Origin of the sequence: Streptomyces sp. 351MFTsu5.1, from assembly GCF_000383655.1 — a bacterium.
In the GTDB taxonomy this organism is placed as follows: Bacteria; Actinomycetota; Actinomycetes; order Streptomycetales; family Streptomycetaceae; genus Streptomyces; species Streptomyces griseorubiginosus.
The window spans coordinates 141417-161428 of the sequence record NZ_KB911793.1; the positions used below are offsets into that span (position 1 = coordinate 141417).

18 protein-coding genes and 1 pseudogene are annotated in these 20012 nt (G+C 69.6%); 13 read left to right on the forward strand and 6 right to left on the reverse strand.

The features are described 5' to 3' along the window. Positions 1-5: 5 nt before the first annotated feature. The 3 genes from H295_RS0133635 to H295_RS0133645 all read right to left on the reverse strand — a co-directional run bounded on the left by H295_RS0133635 (position 6) and on the right by H295_RS0133645 (position 2279). Positions 6-410, reverse strand: a complete 405-nt coding sequence (locus H295_RS0133635) for an ATP-binding protein (protein WP_106961002.1) — start codon at positions 408-410, stop codon at positions 6-8. Between the two features lie 351 nt (positions 411-761). Then, entirely contained in the window at positions 762-1415 is a 654-nt protein-coding gene (locus H295_RS43940; RefSeq protein ID WP_158691093.1) for an alpha/beta hydrolase, read from the reverse strand. A 231-nt stretch (positions 1416-1646) separates the two neighbouring features. Further along, entirely contained in the window at positions 1647-2279 is a 633-nt protein-coding gene (locus tag H295_RS0133645) for a TetR/AcrR family transcriptional regulator (RefSeq protein ID WP_020139758.1), read from the reverse strand. A 160-nt stretch (positions 2280-2439) separates the two neighbouring features. Between H295_RS0133645 and H295_RS0133650 the strand changes: the two genes are divergently transcribed. From H295_RS0133650 to H295_RS0133670, 5 genes are all read left to right on the forward strand, one after another. Then, positions 2440-3024 (forward strand): hypothetical protein, encoded by a 585-nt coding sequence (locus tag H295_RS0133650; protein WP_020139759.1) that lies wholly within the window; start codon positions 2440-2442, stop codon positions 3022-3024. 283 nt (positions 3025-3307) lie between these two features. After that, positions 3308-3973, forward strand: a complete 666-nt coding sequence (locus tag H295_RS0133655; RefSeq protein WP_020139760.1) for a hypothetical protein — start codon at positions 3308-3310, stop codon at positions 3971-3973. 264 nt (positions 3974-4237) lie between these two features. After that, entirely contained in the window at positions 4238-4399 is a 162-nt protein-coding gene (locus tag H295_RS47310; RefSeq protein ID WP_020139761.1) for a hypothetical protein, read from the forward strand. A gap of 223 nt (positions 4400-4622) precedes the next feature. After that, a complete protein-coding gene (locus H295_RS43950) occupies positions 4623-5525 on the forward strand; it encodes an ATP-binding cassette domain-containing protein (protein ID WP_234021742.1) in 903 nt (300 codons plus the stop codon). Then, positions 5522-6181 carry a hypothetical protein gene (locus tag H295_RS0133670; RefSeq protein ID WP_020139763.1) on the forward strand — a complete coding sequence of 220 codons (660 nt, stop codon included), beginning with the start codon at positions 5522-5524 and terminating at the stop codon, positions 6179-6181. Before H295_RS43950 ends, H295_RS0133670 begins: the two co-directional genes overlap by 4 nt. A 227-nt stretch (positions 6182-6408) precedes the next feature. Here the strand turns inward: H295_RS0133670 and H295_RS0133675 are convergent, their stop codons facing one another. Then, positions 6409-6876 (reverse strand): SRPBCC family protein, encoded by a 468-nt coding sequence (locus H295_RS0133675; RefSeq protein WP_020139764.1) that lies wholly within the window; start codon positions 6874-6876, stop codon positions 6409-6411. A gap of 290 nt (positions 6877-7166) precedes the next feature. Here H295_RS0133675 and H295_RS0133680 point away from each other — a divergent pair, with 290 nt between their 5' ends. Both H295_RS0133680 and H295_RS0133685 read left to right on the forward strand, forming a co-directional pair. Continuing rightward, entirely contained in the window at positions 7167-7868 is a 702-nt protein-coding gene (locus H295_RS0133680; protein ID WP_020139765.1) for an SDR family NAD(P)-dependent oxidoreductase, read from the forward strand. A 3-nt stretch (positions 7869-7871) separates the two neighbouring features. Beyond that, on the forward strand, positions 7872-8660 hold the full coding sequence (locus H295_RS0133685) for a YqjF family protein (protein ID WP_078616826.1): 789 nt from the start codon (positions 7872-7874) through the stop codon (positions 8658-8660). Positions 8661-8763: 103 nt separating this feature from the next. Here H295_RS0133685 and H295_RS0133690 read toward each other — a convergent pair whose 3' ends face one another. After that, entirely contained in the window at positions 8764-10101 is a 1338-nt protein-coding gene (locus tag H295_RS0133690; protein ID WP_020139767.1) for a glycosyltransferase, read from the reverse strand. A gap of 177 nt (positions 10102-10278) precedes the next feature. Here H295_RS0133690 and H295_RS43955 point away from each other — a divergent pair, with 177 nt between their 5' ends. From H295_RS43955 to H295_RS0133720, 6 genes and pseudogenes are all read left to right on the forward strand, one after another. Continuing rightward, positions 10279-12336 (forward strand): glycosyltransferase family 4 protein, encoded by a 2058-nt coding sequence (locus H295_RS43955; protein ID WP_020139768.1) that lies wholly within the window; start codon positions 10279-10281, stop codon positions 12334-12336. A gap of 129 nt (positions 12337-12465) precedes the next feature. Then, positions 12466-12624 (forward strand): annotated as a pseudogene (locus H295_RS48160) (IS256 family transposase); the annotation flags it as partial. After that, complete coding sequence (locus tag H295_RS0133705) at positions 12621-13040, forward strand: VOC family protein (RefSeq protein ID WP_020139770.1); 420 nt, start codon at positions 12621-12623, stop codon at positions 13038-13040. The pseudogene H295_RS48160 and the gene H295_RS0133705, both read left to right, overlap by 4 nt. Before the next feature lie 473 nt (positions 13041-13513). Further along, entirely contained in the window at positions 13514-15469 is a 1956-nt protein-coding gene (locus tag H295_RS0133710; protein ID WP_199788650.1) for an RICIN domain-containing protein, read from the forward strand. A 313-nt stretch (positions 15470-15782) separates the two neighbouring features. Next, entirely contained in the window at positions 15783-17351 is a 1569-nt protein-coding gene (locus tag H295_RS0133715) for an alpha-L-arabinofuranosidase B (protein WP_020139772.1), read from the forward strand. 88 nt (positions 17352-17439) lie between these two features. After that, on the forward strand, positions 17440-18816 hold the full coding sequence (locus H295_RS0133720) for a glycoside hydrolase family 43 protein (RefSeq protein WP_020139773.1): 1377 nt from the start codon (positions 17440-17442) through the stop codon (positions 18814-18816). Between the two features lie 62 nt (positions 18817-18878). Here H295_RS0133720 and H295_RS0133725 read toward each other — a convergent pair whose 3' ends face one another. Continuing rightward, positions 18879-20000, reverse strand: a complete 1122-nt coding sequence (locus tag H295_RS0133725) for an FAD-dependent oxidoreductase (RefSeq protein ID WP_020139774.1) — start codon at positions 19998-20000, stop codon at positions 18879-18881. Positions 20001-20012: the final 12 nt, after the last annotated feature.

Genomic DNA, 20012 nt, shown 5'->3' on the forward strand with positions numbered 1-20012 from the left:
TGTGGTCAGGTGATGGCGCGCGACAGATCGCACCAGACGATGTGGCCCGTGCGATCGTGCCGCTCACCCCACTCAGGGCAGAGTGCGTCGACGAGCAGCGGGCCACGCCCGCGTGTGCCCAGGCGAAAGGAGGGGTGTCGCCACCGCGCTTTGACGAGCTCGGCATCGAACCCCGAACCCGTATCCGTGACCTGGATCCTGAGCACTTGGTCATCTTCGAGAGCCAGCGACAACCGGACCGGCGTCCGGCCGTGACCGAAGGCGTTGCTGACAAGCTCGCTGACCACCAGCAGACAGTCTTCCGACAGGTCGGGACGGCCCCACTGGGCAAGCTGATGGCGCAGATCCGCGCGCACGGCACTCAGGCACTCAGGGGACCTGAGAGTGAGGACCACAGGTGACGGTTCCATCCGTTATCAGCCCCTTCGTGCTCTCACGAATGATCCGTTGCCGGTCCGGGGGCGGATGGGTGGGGGAGGCCTGATGCTTTTACAGTCGTAGCGGGAAGCGGCGCGGATTCGTCCGGCTCCTTGAAGACGCACCCCGAACTGGTCGGCTGCCAAAGCGCAGAGGGCTCGTCAATCGCGTTTGTACGAGGCTGAAGGCGATGGGCAGACAACTCTGGCCGCATGAGCATGCGGTCGCGCCCATGAACCTGTTGCCGCCGCCGGAGCAACAGATCCGCGCCTGTTGATCGGCCGCGGCGCCCGGCATCGTTCCTCGGCTCCCCTGTGCAGCAGGTCGGCGACCGACCGCTGAATCTACGTCCTTGCGCCCTGGCCATCAGCAGCCAGCACGCGGCGGACCCCGGCCGCAGCTGCCCGGTGCCACGCGGCGGAATGCCGCAGCATCCAGGCGTCTCCTCCGCGAACCAGCTGCACATCGGCCCGCGCGCCGGCGGTGCGTGCGCGCAGCGTGTACTCCCGAGCCCGAGCCACTCCCGTGGCGGAGGTGGCGGACTGCGCCAGAAATACTCCGCGCCCCGCCAGCTGGACAACCGGCTCGTGATCGGGGAGCCAGGGGACCAAACCCACGACACCGCCCACCTGCGGATGAACGGCGGCCTGCAAGGCCGCCCGGGCACCCATGCCATGGCTCACCAGCACAGTCCTGATGGGCCCGGTCGGTCGGTCAAGGTCGTTGAGAGCCCGCAGGACATCGTCAACCACAGCGCCCGCATTCCATCCCCGACTCCGGTAATGCACGTGTCCCAGCAACGCCTGTTCCAACGGCACCACACAGGAGACCGCGCGTAGAACGGGCCGCATCCGCAGGACGTTCAGATGCCAGGGCCGCGCGCCGCGCCGCGACATCTCCGGACCGTCAGGAAGAACGAGCAGCGTCACCCCCGGCCGGACGGGCGCATGCCGCACTTCCAGCGTGCCGGTCGCCGCTGCCTGCTGCCACCACTTCACGCTCGCCAACGAGCACCTGAGGAGACGGCGAAGGCACGCGGACCGAACGATCGCACCCATCCGCGCGGCCGGTGGCTCCGGATCACTCACAAGGGATGCATGAGCGGCGTCCTGAACCGTCGTCCGGTGGTCGCTGAGAGGCGCTGCCGGACGACGGACCCCGCTCTGGGTTCGACCCCGCTCGGTCGGGGGCCCACGCTCACAGCGTGGGCCGCGTCGCCGTGCGGCGGCTCAGTGAAGCATGGTGAGCAGGCCCTCAAGGCCGCGGTGGAACGCGGCGCCGACGCTTTCGGCGCCGTCGAGGTGGGCGCCGCTCATGGCGCCGTCGCGCATCATGACGAAGTGCCGGGCGGCGTGTTCTGGTTTGCCGCGACGCGGTGAGTCCCCGAAGACCTGGGCGAAGAGTTCGGTGAGGGTGGCCGTGTACCAGGCCCGGTGATCAAGGATCACCTGGCGTACCGGGTCGTCGGGGTCGGGGTACTCGGCGGCGGCCTTGAGGAACGCGCAGCCCCGGAACTCCGGTGACGCCAGGCTGTCTGCGAGAGCAGTCCCGATCGCGCGCAGTGCGTCGGCCGGGGCGGCTGCGGCGTCGATGGCGGCCTGCACGTTGGCTCGGGTGGCGGTGTCCACGCCGCGCAGGTAGGCCACCACGAGGTCGTCCTTCGAGGGGAAGTGCCGGTAGAACGTCGCCCGCGTGGCCGGGGCCTCGGCGAGGATCCGTTCGACGCCGACCGCCCTGATGCCTTCGCGGTAGAACAGCCCGCTGGCCGTGGTCAGCAGGCGCTCTCGCGCCTCGGAGCGGACCGGCTCTCCCGATGAGCTGCCGTTCGGGTTGCCGGTGGCGGGACGTGTCCGGGTGGCCATTTCTCCACCGTAGCAGAAAGAACGATCGGTCTTGCGTTCGCGGAGGAGTCGTGCCAGGCTCCAGTCAGCAAGAGAGAACGGTCTTTCTCCCTGAGGTGGGCCGCGACTCCGCTCCATGCCGGCGTACGCCGGACCCAACGGCCTTTGGAAAGGAAAAGTCATGACCACAACTACTGCCCCCGCCCCTGCCTCCGCCCCCGACATCGTCGCGTCGGCGCTTCGTCGGCTCTACTTCGTTCGTTTCGCGTTCGCCCTGATCTGGGCCGTCGCGCTCTTCTCGACCGCGTCGAGCATCGGGCCAGTGAGCGCGACCCTGCTCGTGATCTACCCGCTGTTCGACGTGGGCGCCGCCGTCGTCGATGCACGCTCCTCCCGCGCGAGCCGATCCGCTCTCGGGCTCTATGCCAATATCGCGATCAGCGGGCTCACCGCCGTCGGACTGGCCTTCGCGGTAGCCTCCGGCATACCGGGGGTCCTGCGCGTGTGGGGGGCCTGGGCCGTCACGGCAGGCCTCGTCCAGCTCATCGTCGCTCTGCGGCGACGCGCCCTCGGAGGTCAGTGGGCGATGATCGCCAGCGGCGGCATCTCCGCGCTCGCCGGGCTCTCGTTCCTCCGGCAGGCGGCTGCCCCGGACCCCTCGCTGAGCAGTCTGGCCGGCTACGCCCTGCTGGGCGGCATCTTCTTCCTCGTCTCCGCGCTGCGCCTCGGACGCAACGCCGGCGGGGGCGTCGGCAACGCCAACTGACATGGCTCACCACACGACCAGCGTCGACGGCGTCGTGGCCGGAATCGTCAAGGCAGGGCATGGGACAACGAGCCGGTTCGGGCCGTAGGCAAGGGGGGTACGGCCCCCGCGGGGTGTCCCCAGCCCCACCCCCGGTTCGGTGTCCAGACCCAGCGACGTGGCGGTGAGTGCGCGGGAGAGTTTCCTCGTCGGCAACACGCCGATACGGAACTGAGCCGGACACGGCACTGAGCCGGACACGGCACTGAGCCGGCGACGGCACACTCACTTCGGGGGAAACGACATGAACGACATCATCGCCAGGCGCGCCACGGGACTGGCCGGCATAGCGGCGGCCGTCTGCTTCATCATCGAAGTACCCCTGTACTTCCTCTACTCGGGGCCGCCGCCGGACACCAACGTGCTGACGCGGCTGCTGATCGGCATCGTCGCGCTCGCGGCCCTGATCCTCTTCGTCACCGGCGTGCGTGAACTGGTCAAGCAGGTGAACCCCGCTTACGAGTGGGTCGGCACGGTGGCCTTCGCCACCGGACTGGTCTACGCGACCGTCACCCTGGTCTCCAGCGGGCTGGAGGCCGGTGCCGTCATCGCCGCCGACCACCCGATCGACCCGACCATCACCGTCAGCGGTACGTACATCCTCTACGGTTCGATCGGCCGCCTGCTGCTCGCACTGTTCCTGACCGCGCTCGGCTACGCGGTCACCCACGCGAACCTGCTGCCCCGCTGGGTCGGCCGCTCGGCGTACGGCCTTGCCGCGGTGAACCTGGCCTTCGTGCCGTCCCTGTACTTCGGCAACACCCCCGCGCACTTCTACGCGGCGAACGGGTGGGGCAGCACGGCCCTGATGGGGGCGCTGCTGAGCTACTGGCTGCTCGCGGTGAGCATCTCCACCTACCGCAGCGCCGCACGCCGTACGCCCGCCCCCGCACCGGCCCTCCGACCCTGACCCGCACGCGCACCAAGCGGCCCGTGGTGCCCGGCCTTCGAGCCCGGACACCACGGGCCGACGGCGGTCGGGGCAGCTGAGCGGACTCTCGGAACTTCGACGCCCAAGGCGACGTCGCCCCACACCTCGCCGGGGTCCATCGCGGGTCACGTCAACCCCGGGCAGACCAACACGTGCGAGTACCTGAACCTGTGCGAACTGGTCCGGGGCCCAGCCACGGGGAACTGGGAGCTGTTCAAGCAAGACCCCTGCAACCGGCACTCCGTGTCCTACCGGGACGGCGGCGGGTACTGCATCAACAACCAGACCTCCGGCACCGTCTCCAGCTTCTACGGCAGCGGCGGCAACACGCTGCGGACGGACGCCTCACCGACCAGCCAGACGTACGCCGACTGGACCCCGGTGCACTCGCTGCGCAACTGCTGAACTCGTCTTCGCGACGCCTGGCGGCGGCGATCCTGACGCCGCCGCCTTCGCGATCCCCGCTGAGCCGATCTACGAGCGCCGCGGCCGGCATGCTCGACGCCGAGCGGACAGGCCCTGTGGTCTGCGAGCATCTGTAGGGGGAGCGCCGGACGAAGGAGATCAGTTGTTACGTCTTCACTCCGTGAGCAAGCGCTATGGCCGTGGCGCTTGGATCCTGAGAGACGTGGACGCGGAGGCCCCGGCCGGCGAGGTCGTGGCATTCGCCGGCGGGAACGGATCAGGAAAGTCGACGCTGCTGCGGATCGCGGTCGGCCTGTCCCGGCCGACCCGCGGCGCAGTGGCGGCCCGGCCACCCGTTGTCGGGTATGTTCCGGACCGGTTCTCTCCCAATGAACGCATGTCGGCCGTGGCGTACTTGACGCATCTAGGTCGCGTTCGCGGTCTGACCACATCGGCCGCCTCAGCCCGGGCCGGCCAACTGCTGGACCGACTCGCCCTGGTGGGCGGCCCGCACGCCCCCCTGCGGAGCCTGTCGAAGGGCAACGCGCAGAAGGTCGCACTGGCCCAAGCCCTCCTGGTAGAGCCCGGGTTGCTGGTCCTGGACGAGCCGTGGTCCGGGCTGGACGCCGACGCCCACGGCGTGCTCGCGGAGATCATGAGCGAGGTGACAGCCTCCGGCGGCACCGTCGTGTTCACCGACCACCGCGAGTCGGTCACCCGGGCGCGCGCCACCCGGACCTACACGGTCAGCAATGGGCACGTGTCGTTGCAGGGGTCGGACCCGTGGACCACCGAGCTCGAGCCTGCATCCGACATCGTCCTGACCGCGGGCCGGGACGGTCGCGTACCGCAGGACCTTGCCTGGGAACACCTGGACGGCGTACTGGCGGTGAGCCGGGACGTCACACGCGTCAGGGTGCGCGTGCAGCGCGAGTCCACCGACGCCCTGCTGTTCACCGCGCTCCAACACGGCTGGTCCGTCGAGCGCGTCACAGGAACGACCACGGACCAGCATCGGACAACGACCACGGACCAGCATCGGACAACGACCACGGACCAGCACCGGACAACGACCACGGACCAGCACCACATGCCGAGCCCCGCGACGAAGGGCGACATGCGGTGATCGCGCTCATCCGCTACACCTTCGCCACCGTTCTCCACACGCAGCGCTACCTCGCCCCGCTGCTCCTGTTCATGGGCCTCATGGGCGTGCTGACCGTCAACGGCACCGGCCCGCTGCCTCCCGCCTACGCCTCCTCCGCCGGCGCGCTGTTCGTCTCCTCGACCTGGTTGACCATGGCTGTCATGAGCCTGGACGATCCCCCGCAGAGGGCGATCGTGGTCATCACCGCGGGCGGCCAGTCGCTCAGGGTTCTGCTCGCAGCGATCGGCACGGTACTGCTGAGCTGTCTCGTCCTCATGGCCTTCGGGCTGTTCTTCCCGCTGTGGATGGGTGACTATCTGGTCACTGCGGCCGATCTCCTGCTGGGCATCGAGGCTCAGCTCACCTGTGCCCTCGTCGGCATCGCCATCGGCGTGCTGTGCTCTCGCCTGGTTTTCAAACGGCAGGGCTATGCGCTGGTCGCCGCTCTCGCGCTGATGACGGGAGCCCTCTTCGTCAAGGGCGCTCCTCCGGTCAACCGCCTGTTCACCCTGATGTCCACGACCCCCGACGCGACGAAACTGCTCGCCCCCGCTGGCGCGATGCTGGCGGTCTCCGCGATGATCCTTGCCGGGTTCACCGCCGCGACGCACTTCGTCGCCGGGCGCAGGGAATAGTCCGTAGCCCCTCGTCATCCGACCCACGGCCTGCCGCTGAGCACGGAGTGACCGTGGCGGGCCAGACGGCGTTACCGCCAAAGCTTCCCGATCAGCTACTGGCGCGGGAGGTCGGTCCGGGTCCAGCGGCCGGGTCGACCACCTCGTCGTTCACGACGACGTGCCCTGCGGTCCACTTCGGCGAGTGGTGGTCGTCGAGGCAGAAGCAGGGGAATTGGTCCCTGGGATCACCAGGAGCGGTCGGCTCCCCCAGACGAGGCGCCGAGGGCGTGGTCGACGGCCCGGGGCAGTCGCTCGCTCACTTCGTCGCCGAGCCGCTCGAACTCCCGCTTCAGCAGGGGAGTGGCCAGCCGGGCGAGACCCCCGAACTCGATCCGTGCCCGGTAGACGAGCCGGGTTCGCCCACCGTCGTTCTCGAAGCGCAGGTCGTCGGTGGACGTGGCCGTCTTGTTGCTTCCGACGAAGATCAGGTGGTCGGGGTCGAAGCGGGCCAGTCGGTAGCGCAGTTCGGTGCGGTGGCCGCGGAAGACGGAGACGTTGCGCCACTCGGCTCCCACGGCCACCGGTCCGCTGCCGATAGGGTCACAGGTCACGGTGCCCGGATCCCACATCTCGGTGTTCGCGAAGTCGGAGAGAAAGCCCACCACGTCCGTCAAGGGATGGTCCAGCGTCATCACACGCTCGACTTCGATCACAAGCCCCTCCGCTCCGTTCCCATCAGTTCGACCACCTGTCCCAGCACGAGTACTTCCCCCACGGCGCGCCTGACGGATGCACACAGCTGCCTGCACCCCTGTCCTTGAATTCTCCGCACCTGCTCATCCCTCCCTTCGGCGCTCGCTGCCCGCATCCCAGAGCCAGCAGCAGCTCGTGACCTGCATCCGGTCGGCCACCGGCCGCCGAAGCAGTCACGAGACAAACGATCACGGCCGTCGCCGGAGTCACTGCGGGGCACAGGAGTCACGGAAGTCACTGGAGGTGCGGCATGAAGATGCGTGGCGCTCGGATCCTGGTCCCCGGTGCCACCGGCCGGATCGGTGCAGCCCTCGTGACCCGCCTGCACACCCTCGGAGCCCGCCCGGCACTCGCGGGCCGCGACGCTGACAGGCTCGCTCAGATCGCGGCGTCCTGCGCAGGCGCGCCGGCCAGGACGTTCGACGCGTGGGACCTCGACGCCTGCGCGCGGACCGTCGACTGGGCCGCGAGCGAGTTGGGCGGCCTGGACGGCGTCGTGGTGTGCGTGGGTGTCGCCGCGTTCGGCCCGGCCTCCGAGATCAGCGACGCGGTCGCCGAGCATCTGGCCGCGGTCAACGCGCTTGCCCCCATGGCGTTCCTGCGGGCCGCTGCCCCTCGACTCGACGCGGGCGGGGTCCTCGCCGCCGTCACGGGAGTCGTCGCCGAGGCGGCTCCTGCCCGGATGGCGGACTACGCCGCTGCCAAAGCCGCGCTGGCCGCCTGGCTCACCGCGGTCCGCCGGGAACAGCGGCGCCGGGGCGTGAGCGTGCTCGAGATCAACCTCCCGCACATGGACACGGACTTCGCCGACCGGGCCGTACAGGGCGAGCCACCGGGACTGGCGCCGGGCCTGCCGGTCGAGGAAGCGGTGCAAGCGGTCGTCACAGCCCTGTCCGACGGTGCCCGCCTGATCCGGCCCGGCACCATCACCCCGCTCGAAGTGGTCCGGTAGGACATGCCGAGAAGACGCGCCGACTCCACCCCGCCGCCTCACCGCGCCCCAGCGCACCGCCCGGCCGAGGCCCTCACCCCGCTGCCCCCGAGGCCACTGCGGCGGGTGCTGTTCCGCCAGCACTGGCGTGACCTGGTGTTTCTGCACTGGCCCGCGGATCCGTTCCGGGTGGCCGGGCTGTTGCCGCCCGGTACCGTGCCCGACCTACACCAGGGGCGGACCTATGTGGGGTTGGTCTTCTTCCGCATGGACAACCTGGCGTTCGGCCGGACGCCGCCGCTGCCGTACCTGGGCTCGTTCGGAGAGGTCAACGTGCGCCTCTACAGCCGCGACGCCCAGGGCCGGCGCGGGGTGGTGTTCCGTTCGCTCGACTGCGACAGACTCCTGCCGGTCCTGACGGCACGCGCCGGATTCGGGCTGCCCTACCAGTGGTCCCGCATCAGTACCGGATGGTTCGACAACCGTCTGCTGTACACGACCACCCGCCGCACCGACGGCCACCCCGGAGCAAGGGCGTGGCTGGACGTCGAGGACTCGCCGGTGACGCCCGGACCACTGGAGGAGTTCCTCACCTGCCGTTGGGGGCTGCACGAACGCTTCCGTGGACAGACCTACTACCTCCCCAACGCGCACCCTGCCTGGACCTTCCGCGCCTGCACCCTCCTGGACTGGCAGGACGCTCTGATCCCGGCGGCGGGACTGCCGAAGCCGCAGGGCGAGCCCGTCAGCGTGCTGTACGCCCCGGGCCTCCCGGTGCGCTTCGGCACGCCTGTGCGTCTGCCGGGTTCCTGAGCGCTCCTCGTGCACGGAGTCCGCTGTCCATGCCGCCGGACTCAACGACCTTCGCGCGTCGGGCCGTTGCGGCGAGGGCCTCCTCGGCGGCGTGACGCAGGGCTCAGTCCCCGGCCACGCCCCGGTCCATCACCGCGAGGAGCTCTTCGGCGGCCCAGCCCGGACCGCGCTCCCGTACCGCGCGAGTCAGCCCGGTCAGCCGTGGGCCCGTGTCCCCCCACAGGGCGTGCAGAGCCGTGGGTACGTCGTCACTCGTCAGCCTGTTCGGGTCGCGGACCACGCCCGCGCCCGAGCGCTGCGCGTCGTAGGCCACGGAGAACTGGTCGCTCGAGAACGGCAGCACCAGTGCGGGTACGCCCGCCCGCAGGCACTCGGTGAAGGAGTTGCCGCCGCCGTGGTGCACCATGGCGTCCACGTGCTCCAGCAGGGCCTGCTGCGGCAACGAAGGGACCACCACGACCCGGTCACCCACCAGATCGGCCAGGGCTCCGGTGCGCTCACCCGCCGCCACCACGACGGCGGTGTCCCGCAGGCCCTCCAGCACCCCGGTGACCACGGTGCGCAGGACATCGTCGCGCGCGGACAGGAACGTACCGAGCGCGACGAGGACCACCCGCGCCGCAGCACCGCGCAGCCCCTTCAGCCGCGCCTCCCACTGCGCGTCCAGGCCCACGACCGGTGCGGCCATGTGCCCCGCGAACAGCCGCACGGGCCCCTCCGGCCTCGCAGGCAGCCAGGGCAGCTGCGGATAGGCGTGCACGACGGCGTACGGGGAGCTCAGGGCGAAGGCCCTGCCCGGAGCAGGCCGGGAGGGCGCGTGCTCACGCGTGAAAGCCGCGAACTGACGGGTGAAGGCCTCGTCGTTCGCCCGGACGGCCCCGGACAGCTCCTCCAGAGCTTCGGAATCAGGGCGTACGGCATCGGGCCAGGCGTAGGGGAGACCGAACCACGCCTCGGGCCCCGACAGCACATAGCTCGGATGCCCGGGGCAGAACGTCGCGTACGGCACGCCCAGACAGTGCAGGGCCAGGGTGACCGGGTAGCTGAGCTGGTCGACGACGTACCAGTCCGGACGCAGACGCCGATCCGTCGTGCGCAGCGCCTCCAGGACTGCCTCGGGGTCCGCGAGCATGTCCGCGCGCCGATGCCTGGCCTGGGCGAGCAGCGCGGCCACGGCCCCCTCGCGGGTCGCGTCGAGGAACTCCCGCAGTCGCTCCGCCTCCCGCACGTCCTGCCGGGTCGCCTCGGCCACCCCGGTGTTGGCGTTGCGGGTCACGGACAGCGGTACGAAACCTGTCCCGGCCCGTCGCGCCAGGTGCTCGAACGCCGGCGCACACGCGAAGTGGACGTCCGCGCCCCGCTCGCGCAGGGCACCGGCCAGGACCGCCAAGGGTTGCGCGTGGGACAGGAACGGGGGACTGACGACAACGACACGCGGCATGCGAACCCTTCGGCCAGACGTCCTGCGCCCGCGGTCCGTCCGGACCGGGCCAGCGCATCGTAGCCGCGTACGGGCCGTGCGCACGGCATGACGATCAGCACGGCAACGGGGTGCATCCGCGCGCCCACCGATTCGGGAACCACCAAGGTCAGAGCCGTTTCTGAGATCGGAGAGCGTGTGACCGCCGCCGCTTTCGCCACCACCCCGGCGACCCCGAGCACGGCACGACGGGCCGCCGTCGCCACGCAGGACCGTGACCCCCTGGTAGCCGCACGGACCGCCTTCTTCAGCATGTGGAGCGGGCGCGTCGGCGAGCGGGACGCGGCCGACCGCCCGCAGGACGACCTGGTCCGACTGCTGGAGGCCGAGTACGCGGTACGGCCGCGCACCGTGCCGTCCGGCGACGGGCTCGGCGTCCCTCAGGAGGACGCGGCCGTGGCTGCCCTGCGGCGCGCCGCTCGCCTCGGCGTGTCGCTGACGCCGCAGGCCCTGCTCGCCCACCGCGACGGCGGCCCGTGGGTGCGGGCGGTGCTGACCGAACTGTGGCCGCAGACCGTGCACCTGCATGGCCGCCGCCACGCGCAGGAGGCCCTGAGGGCGACGCTCACCGCATCACCCGACGCCCCCACGACCGGTCACCTCCTGGACCTCGCCGTGGCCAACGGCCTCACCCCCCTGACTCCGGCCGAGGCCGCGCCCGCAGCGCGCCACGCCGACCGCGCCGTACGCCACGCCGCATGGCGCTACCTTCACCGACTTCCCGGTGGTACGGCCCACTTGCCCGCCCCCTCCACGGCTGGGGACGCCTACGAACGGCTGCTGCTGGACCCGCCGACACCCGAGCTGGGGCCGCGAGAAGGGGGACGGGACGGCCGGGTGGTCGCCCAGACCATGCTGCTGGGCGGCCTGGACACGCCAGGACAGGGGCTCAGCGGGGGCATGGCGGTCCTGCTCGGCGGCCTCGGGGACCGACTCGCCGAGACCGAGGGAATCGCCGGCGTGATCACGGTCGTAACGGCCGGACACGAGGACCTGGCGGCCGACGGTCGGCTGGCATTCGAACGACGCACCGGGCACTGGGTGTTGAGGCTGCCCGTCGACACGCCCCGCTCACCCGTGCCGACACAGACACACCGGCACCGAACCGCGCTGACGTGGTGGGCCGTGCGGCTGCTGGGCCGCATGCCGCGACCCCTGGACGTCATGCATGTGCGCTACGCCGACGACGCGAGCCTGGCACTCGCCGACGCCGCCGAACAGCTGGGCGCCGCCTCGGTGTTCACCGCCACCCCGGATCCGCATCGCGGACTCGCCGAACGCCACGCCGCGAGCGATCCCGACGACCCGGGGGCCGCCCAGGCGTTGCGGCACGACCTGCACCGCGTGTTCGTGGCCGACCGTCTCGTGGAGCGCGCGGACACGGTCATCGGCATCCCGGGCCGCGGCGGAACCCGTGAACTGGTCCGCCACTACCCGCACTTGGCACACCTCGCCGGGGGCAAAGGGCCCAGCGCCCCGCCCGAGGGCATCGCCCCCTACCGGGCCGCCCCCGACGAGCACGAGCGCCGGCGCGTCGCACTCGCGGGCCTGTACCAGGACGGCACACGCCCCGATGCCCTCGACGCCGAGGACCACGTTCTCCCCCTCCTGCTGTCCGTCGGCCGACTCCACCCGGTCAAGCAGCAGGACCTCCTGGTACGCGCATGGCTCGAGACCGGCGGCTACAGCACCAGCACCCTGGTGCTCATCGGAGGCAGCCCGCACACCGCCACCGAGGCCGAGACGGACATGCGCCGCCGCATCGACACCCTGCTCGCCGATGTCCCCCAGGCATCCCGCCGTATCGCCCTGCTGCCCGCACTGCCCAACGCCGACGTACGCCGTCTCCAGCGGGCCCTAGCGGCACGCCCCCAGGCACCCTGTTGGTACGTGTGCCCGAGCGCCAAGGAGGAGTTCGGGATCGCGATACTCGAGGCGATGGAAGCGGGCCTGCCCGCCGCAGGCCCCCAGCGCGGGGGCGTCGCCCACTACCTGCGCGACGGGGTGAACGGCATCCTGATGGACACCTCCACCCCGACCGGCCTCATGCGCGGCCTACGACGCCTGGCACACATCAGCGACGACGAGCGCCGCCGCTACGCAACCGCAGGCCGGAACCTGGTCGCCGAGCGCTTCTCGGTGACCCGCATGGCGAACGAACTCGCCGCCGAGTACGTTGCGTTGGAGCGACGGTAGCCAGCCAGCCGGGCCACCGCGGACCAAGGGGGCGGAGCTGAGCGGCAGATGGTGGCTCATGCAGGGCGACACCCGGATCGGAGAACTCCGGCTTTGCGCAACTGATCAGCCGACACCGGGTGCGCCGACAGTGCCGCCGCCGCAAGTGCCATGGTGGTCAAGCCCGTCGACTCCGCCCAGACCCGCTGGTGGCCGGTCAGCGCACCTCACCTCGTCGCTCTCGTCCGCGCAGGAGCCCGCTTCGAATGCGGCCACCTCGTCGAACCTGCCGAGGCGGTGACCGCATGAACCGACCGACCCGCGGCACCCTGCATCACGTCGAACTGTGGGTTTCGGACCTGGACCGCGCTGTCGCCTCGCTCGGATGGCTGCTGGAGGCACTGGGTTACGTGCTCTTCCAGAGCTGGGACGGAGGTCGCAGCTGGCGGCTCGGGCCGACCTACCTGGTCATCGAGCAGTCCCCGGCCCTCACCGCCGAACGGCACGACCGTCGCCGCCCCGGACTGAACCACCTGGCTTTCCACGTCGAAGACGCGGCCACGGTCGAGAAGTTGGCTGCCGACGCCACTCAGCACGGCTGGCATCTGATGTTCCCCGAGCGGCACCCCTACGCCGGCGGCGCACAGCACTATGCCGCCTACCTGGAGAACGATGACGGCTTCGAAGTCGAACTCGTCGCGATCAAGCCACCCGAACGAGACTGAGAGGCCCGGCCTGAGTCTCATGGCTACTCGCTTAGATCGGATGTTTATAGGCGTCGGTTGTCGACGCTATTCAGGTGCGAAGGGAAAGTGGCCTGATCAACTGGAGCGATGACCTCATCTCGCCTCCTCGGCTGGCCGGTTGTGAGGTAATCCATCCGATCGGTGATGCGCTTCCGCGGTGCGGTGACGCTCTTCCTGCCCCGGTCGACGCTTGCTCCGGGTCGGCCGCTGCGAAACATGGCATGTCTGCCGCTGAATAAGCAGCATCTAACTTGCCAAAGCAGCCCATTTCGCTCTGCGTTTGAACGCTTTCATCCGCGTACCTGTTGACACAGGGCGGTTACATCGCCGACCTTCATGCCTGACATTCGGCGCTTGCAGCCCTGAGAGAGGACCTCGCCTGAAACATCCGGTGCCGCCCCTCGCCCCTCGCGCTGATACATCAGAGCCACCCGAAACCGGGAGTACCCCCCATGTCGTCAGGAAGAAGCCTGTCCCGTCGTACCCTGCTGGGCGCAGCGGGCGCCGCAGTGGCTGCGACAGCGCTGCCCGTGGTCCCCGAGCTGTCGCTCCTGGCGGCGGAGGCGGCCGCCGCGGACCTCCAGACCAATCTGGAGAAGCTGGTCAACATGCGGTTCGGCATGTTCAACCACTTCAACCTGGGCACGTTCACCAACCAGGAGTGGGCCGCCCCCAACCAGAGCCCCACCCTGTTCGCCCCCACGGCCGTGGACTGCGCCCAATGGGCCGATGCCGCCGCAGCGGCGAAGATGAGCTACGGCATTCTGACGACCAAGCACCACGACGGCTTCGCCCTGTGGCCGAGCGCCTTCGGCACCCAGAACGTCGCGAACAGTTCCTACAAGCACGACGTGGTGCAGGCGTACTGCGACGCCTTCCGGGCGAAGGGGCTGAAAGTCGGGCTCTACTACTCGATATGGGACCGCACCTACGGCGTCCAGGCGTGGGAAAGCCGGCACACGGGGGTCGGCCTGCAGACCACCGACGCCATCCAGCCCAGCGACATGACCTTCATCCTCGGTCAGATCACCGAGCTGCTCACCAACTACGGCACCATCGACCTCTTCGTCACCGACGGCTACGGGTGGCAGATGGGCCAGCAGGCCGTCTCCTACCAGCGCATCCGCGAACACGTGAAGTCGCTCCAGCCGGACATCGTCATGATCGACCACGGTGCATTGTCGGTGCCGTTCCTCGGTGACGCCATCTACTTCGAGGAGCCGCTGGGTGTCAGCGCACCCGCCGGGAACACCTACGCCGCCACGCAGGGGCAGACGATCAGCAACGGCTGGTTCTGGCACCCCGCCACGCCGACCGAGAGCCTCATGAGCAAGGACGCGATCCTCTCGCACCTGGCCGACCTGGAACCGAAGTACACCTCGTTCATCCTCAACTGCCCGCCCAACCGCAACGGCAAGCTGGACACCAACATCGTCAACCGGCTCGCCGAAGTCGGCGCGGCCTGGAGCCCCGACACCTCCCGCCCGCCCCTGCCGATGCAGATGCTGCGCGCCGAGCACCCCGTGACGCCCGTCAGCGCCTACGCGACCGGATTCCACGCCGGCGAGGGACCGCTCAACGCCATCGACGGACTGAGTGACAAGGGTTACGAGACCTGCTGGTCGACTTGGGGACTGTCGCCGGCCCTGCCCCACTCGATCACGATCGACCTGGGCGGGGTGTGGAGCAACGTCTCCACCCTGGAGTACCTGCCCAAGCAGTGGAACCGCACCAACACCACCGACGGCGACATCACTTCGTACACGATCTCCACCAGCACCGACGGCACGAACTTCACCCAGGTCGCCAGCGGAACCTGGGCCGCCGACCGCGCCACCAAGGTGGCCGAATGGCCCGCCCGGAACGTGGGCTTCGTACGGGTCCAGGCCAACGCGGCCACCGGTGGCTACGCCAACATGGGCGGCGTCCACATCGGCGGCCGGACGGCCAAGCCGGCCCTGGTGTCGAGAGTCCTCCCGGGCGACGGCACGGTCTACCGCATCGTCAACCGCAAGAGCGGCAAGGTCGCCGACGTATTCAACTTCGGCACGGCCAACGGCACCAACATCCAGCAGTGGCCCTGGCTGAACAACACCGCTCAGAAGTGGACCTTCGCCTCCACCGGAGACGGCTACTACGAGATCAAGAACGTCAACAGTGGGAAGCTGATGGAGGTGGCCGGACTCTCGCGGGCCGAAGGCGGGAACGTCGCCATCTGGTCGGACGCCGACGTCCCCCAGCAGCACTGGGCGGTCACACCCACCGGCGACGGCTACTACTACCTCGTCAACCGGTTCAGCGGACTGTCGCTCAACGTCGACGCGGGCTCGACCGCCGACGGGGCCAACATCAACCAGTTCACCTACAACCGCGCTCCCGAGGAGCAGTGGCAGATCATCCCCTCCTGACAGGGGACCGCGGTCGTGCATCCGGCACGCACAGGTGCCGGATGCACCACTTCTCGGACGTCTGCGAGGGCCTCTGCCCGATGCACACGCGCGCGTCCTGACCCGCCGTCACCACGGCGCATGGCGAAACCGCGCACACCGTCGTACGGATCCACCCTTCCGGCTCGCGCGGCAGCCCCGACCGTCCCACGGTGAGGCCTCACCGCCGCCTCGGCCGGCACAGCTACCGGCCGGGCCGGGCCGTGCTGCCGCCGGAATGGCTGCACCCGGGAGATCCACGCATCTCCCGCTCCCTTCTGCGTAGGAGTTCTTCGTGATCGACAACCAGTGGATACGCCGCGTCAGACGCACGCTACTGGCCGCAGGGGCCACCGCCACCCTCGCCGCCGGCCTGCTCACCGCCACGGCCGCCCCCTCGCAGGCCGCCACCCAGGGGCCCTGCGACATCTACGCCGCGGGCAACACCCCCTGCGTCGCCGCACACAGCACCACCCGCGCCCTGTACGGGGCCTACAACGGCCCGCTGTACCAGGTCAAGCGCGCCTCCGACAACGCGACGAAGGACATCGGCCTGCTGAGCGCGGGCGGATACGCCGACGCCGCGCAGCAGGACTCGTTCTGCGCGAACACCAGCTGTGTCATCACCGTCATCTACGACCAGTCGCCCAAGCACAACAACCTCACCCAGGCGCTCAAGGGCCACTGGCCCGGTCCGGCGGAGAACGGCAACGACAACCTGGCCAACGCCTTCGAGGCGCCGGTCACCGTCGGCGGGCACAAGGCGTACGGCGTCTACGTGGCCCCCGGCACCGGCTACCGCAACAACAACACCAACGGCATCGCCACCGGCGACCAGCCCGAGGGCATGTACGCCATTTTCGACGGCACGCACGTCAACGGCGGCTGCTGCTTCGACTACGGCAACGCCGAGACGACCGGCAACGACGACGGCAACGGCACCATGGAGGCCATCTACTTCGGCACCAGCACGGGCTGGGGCTCCGGCAGCGGCACCGGCCCCTGGATCATGGCCGACCTGGAGAACGGCCTGTTCTCGGGGGTCAACCGCGGAGTGAACACGGGCGACCCGACCATCAACCACCGGTTCACGACCGCCATCGTCAAGGGCGAGCCGAACCACTGGGCCATCCGCGGCGGCAACGCCCAGTCGGGCAGCCTTGCCACCTTCTACGACGGCATCCGCCCCACCGCCGGCGGCTACAACCCGATGAAGAAGCAGGGCGCGATCATCCTCGGCATCGGCGGCGACAACAGCAACACCGGCCAGGGCACCTTCTACGAAGGCGTCATGACCGCGGGCTACCCCTCGGACGCCACCGAGAACGCCGTCCAGGCCAACATCACCGCCGCCGGCTACAACAGCGGCTCGACCAGCACCGGTTCACTGACGCCCGGCTCCCGGATCTCCCTCCGGGCCACCACGTCCCCCTGCTGCACCACGGACTACCTCCGCCACAACAGCGCCGACACCAAGGTCGTCATCTCCAACATCACCTCCGCCAGCCCGGCCACCGACAAGGCCAACGCCACCTGGATCGTCCGCGCCGGACTGGCCAACACCTCCTGCCTGTCCTTCGAGTCCGCCGACAAGCCCGGCCAGTTCCTGCGCCACTCCAACTACCAGCTCTACCTGAACACCGACAGCGGCGGCAGCTCGTTCGCGCAGGACGCCACCTTCTGCCCCACCCCGGGCAACGGCGGCGTCGGCACCTCCTTCCAGTCCTCCAACTTCCCGACCAAATACCTCCGCCACTACAACTACACGGCCTACATAGCCGGCAACGGCGGCACCAACGCCTGGGACAACACGAGGTCGTGGGCCCAGGACACCAGCTGGCTCACCGCGGCTCCCTGGAACTGACGAGAGACGGAACCCGTGGGCGGCCCCGGCCCGGAGCCGCCCACGGGTTCTCCAGCGGCGGCACCTTCCCACGCCCCGGAGGCACCAGATGACCGAACCCCTTCTCCCGTCGCGCCGGCTGTTCCTCGGCATGGCCGCTGCGGTACCGCTGTCCATGACGGGCGCGCTGACCCTCGGCAGCGGGTCCGCGAGCGCCGCGACGAACTCCCCGTTCGTCATGGCCTACTTCACCCAGTCACCGAGAAACCTCGGCACGGACTACGGCCTGCACCTCGCCGTCAGCACCGACGCGCTGCAATGGATGCCGCTGAACCAGAACAACCCCGTCGTGACCCCGACCGCCGGCGACGGCGGTCTGCGCGACCCCGTCATCGTGCCCAAGCAGGACGGCACCTACGTCGTCATGGCGACCAACCTGAAGGGCACCGACTGGACCAAGAAGACCCCGTACATCCACGTCTGGGACTCCGCAGACCTGCGCTCCTTCGACAACTACCGCCTGCTGAAACTGCACGACATGGCCACCCACACCTGGGCGCCCGACGCCTTCTGGGACCCCTCCCGCGGCCAGTACGCCATCATCTACTCGGCCGTGAACAGCAGCGGCCACAACGTGATCATGGTCAACTACACCACGGACTTCCAGACCGTGACGTCACCGCAGGTCTTCTTCGACCCCGGCTACGACATCATCGACGGCACCCTGGTCAAGGACGTGAACGGCGTCAACTACCTGTACTACAAGGGCCACAACAGCCTCACGGGCGCGAAGTCCACCTCGCTCGCTCCCGGCAGCTTCACTCAGTTCACCTCGGGCCTGGCGCCCCAGGGCGGCATCGAGGGCCCGATCCTCGCCCAGGCCGCCGGCACCTGGTACCTGTGGGGCGACGCCAACGCACTCTTCTACGCCTACCAGACCAACGACCTCTCCACCGGCACCTGGACCGCCACCGACCGACGCGTCTACACCCAGCCGCTGAACTCCAAGCACGCCGACATCAAGCAGATTCCCCAGACGGTCTACGACAACATGGTCGCCAAGTGGGGAAAGCCGGCCTGGAACCGGCTGAAGTCCTACAACTTCCCGGACAGGTACTGGCGCCAGGTCGACTCCATGGCCCGCATCGACCCGTACCCGTTCGACCCGTACACCGACTCGGAGTGGAAGATGGTGGCCGGGCTGGCCGACTCCTCCGGTGTCTCCTTCCAGTCGGTCACCGACCCGACCCGCTACCTGCGGCACGCCTACTTCCAGCTGCGACAGGACGCCAACGACGGCACCGCGAAGTTCGCCCAGGACGCCACCTTCCACAAAACCGCCGGCCTCGCCGACCCCTCCTGGTCGTCGTTCCGCTCCCACAACTACCCGGACCGCTACATACGGCACTTCGACTACGCGTTGCGCATCGACCCGATCTCGACCGCGACAGCCAGGGCCGACGCCACGTTCTCCGTCTGGTACTGAGGCGACGCGCCCGCTCCATGTGCCCCCGGACCGTGGAGGTTCGGGGGATGTCGATCTCCTCGTCAGGAGCGAGCGAACAGAGTCACTACGCTCTGCGGTGCTTCCGGGCCGAAGAAGTCCTTGAGGTTCTGCGCCGAGCGGCCGGCGGAGTCGCCGCTACGAACGAACAGTTGCTCTTCGTAGGCGGTGAGCGCGGCCTCGATGTCGGGTTCTTCAACCAGCTTCGTGGCCAGGTCCGCGCCGTCGTGCATGGCGAGGTTCGCACCCTCGCCGGCGAAGGGCGACATCAGGTGCGCGGCGTCACCGAGGAGTGTCACGCCGGGCACCCTGTCCCAAGTGAGCCCGACGGGCAGGGCGTAGATCGGTCGGAGCCACGGTTCCGCGTCGCTGTGTGTCACGAAGGCGGTGAGCAGCGGCGACCAGCCATCGAACTCGTCGGCGAGTCGACGCAGGCCGGCCGACGGGTCGCCGAAGTCGATCGACCTCATCCACTCCTCGGGCTTGTTCAGTGCCACGTACCCGCGCACGTGCCCGTCGGCGTAGCGGTGCGCGATGATGCCTTGGCCCGGCGCGACCGCCATCAGCGTGCCGCTGCCGATCGCGGCCACGCTTGCCCGACAGTCCTCGTTGCGCGAGGCGAGGGCGATCTCGATGAAGCAGGTTCCGCTGTAGACAGGCTCTGCGGGGGTGAGCAGCGGACGCACCTTCGACCAGGCACCGTCCGCGCCGATGACGAGGTCGGCGTGCGTGGCGGAACCGTCCGCGAAGGTGAGGACGTAACCGCCCGCCACGCGGTGCCGGATCGAGGCGAGCTTGTGACCCCACCTGATCGTCCCGGGCGCCAGCGAGTCGATGAGCAGGCGCCGCAGTTCGCCACGATCCACCTCCGGACGGGCCGAACCGGGGTCCGCAGGCAGGTCGTACAGGATCGTGCCCTGTCGGTCGACCACCCGCTTGGCGTCCTCGCCCGGGCGGACCAGAGCGAGGAACTCCTCGTGGAGACCGGCTGCGCGCACCGCGACCTGTCCGGTCTCTTCGTGGATGTCGAGCAGGCCGCCCTGCGTGCGGGTCGCCGCCGACGCCTCGCCCTCGTAGATCGTCGCGGTGACGCCGTGCGCCTGCAGTACCCGGGCGAGCGTCAGGCCGCCCAGTCCTGCTCCGACAATGGCGATGGTCTTCTGCATGCAGCGCTCCTG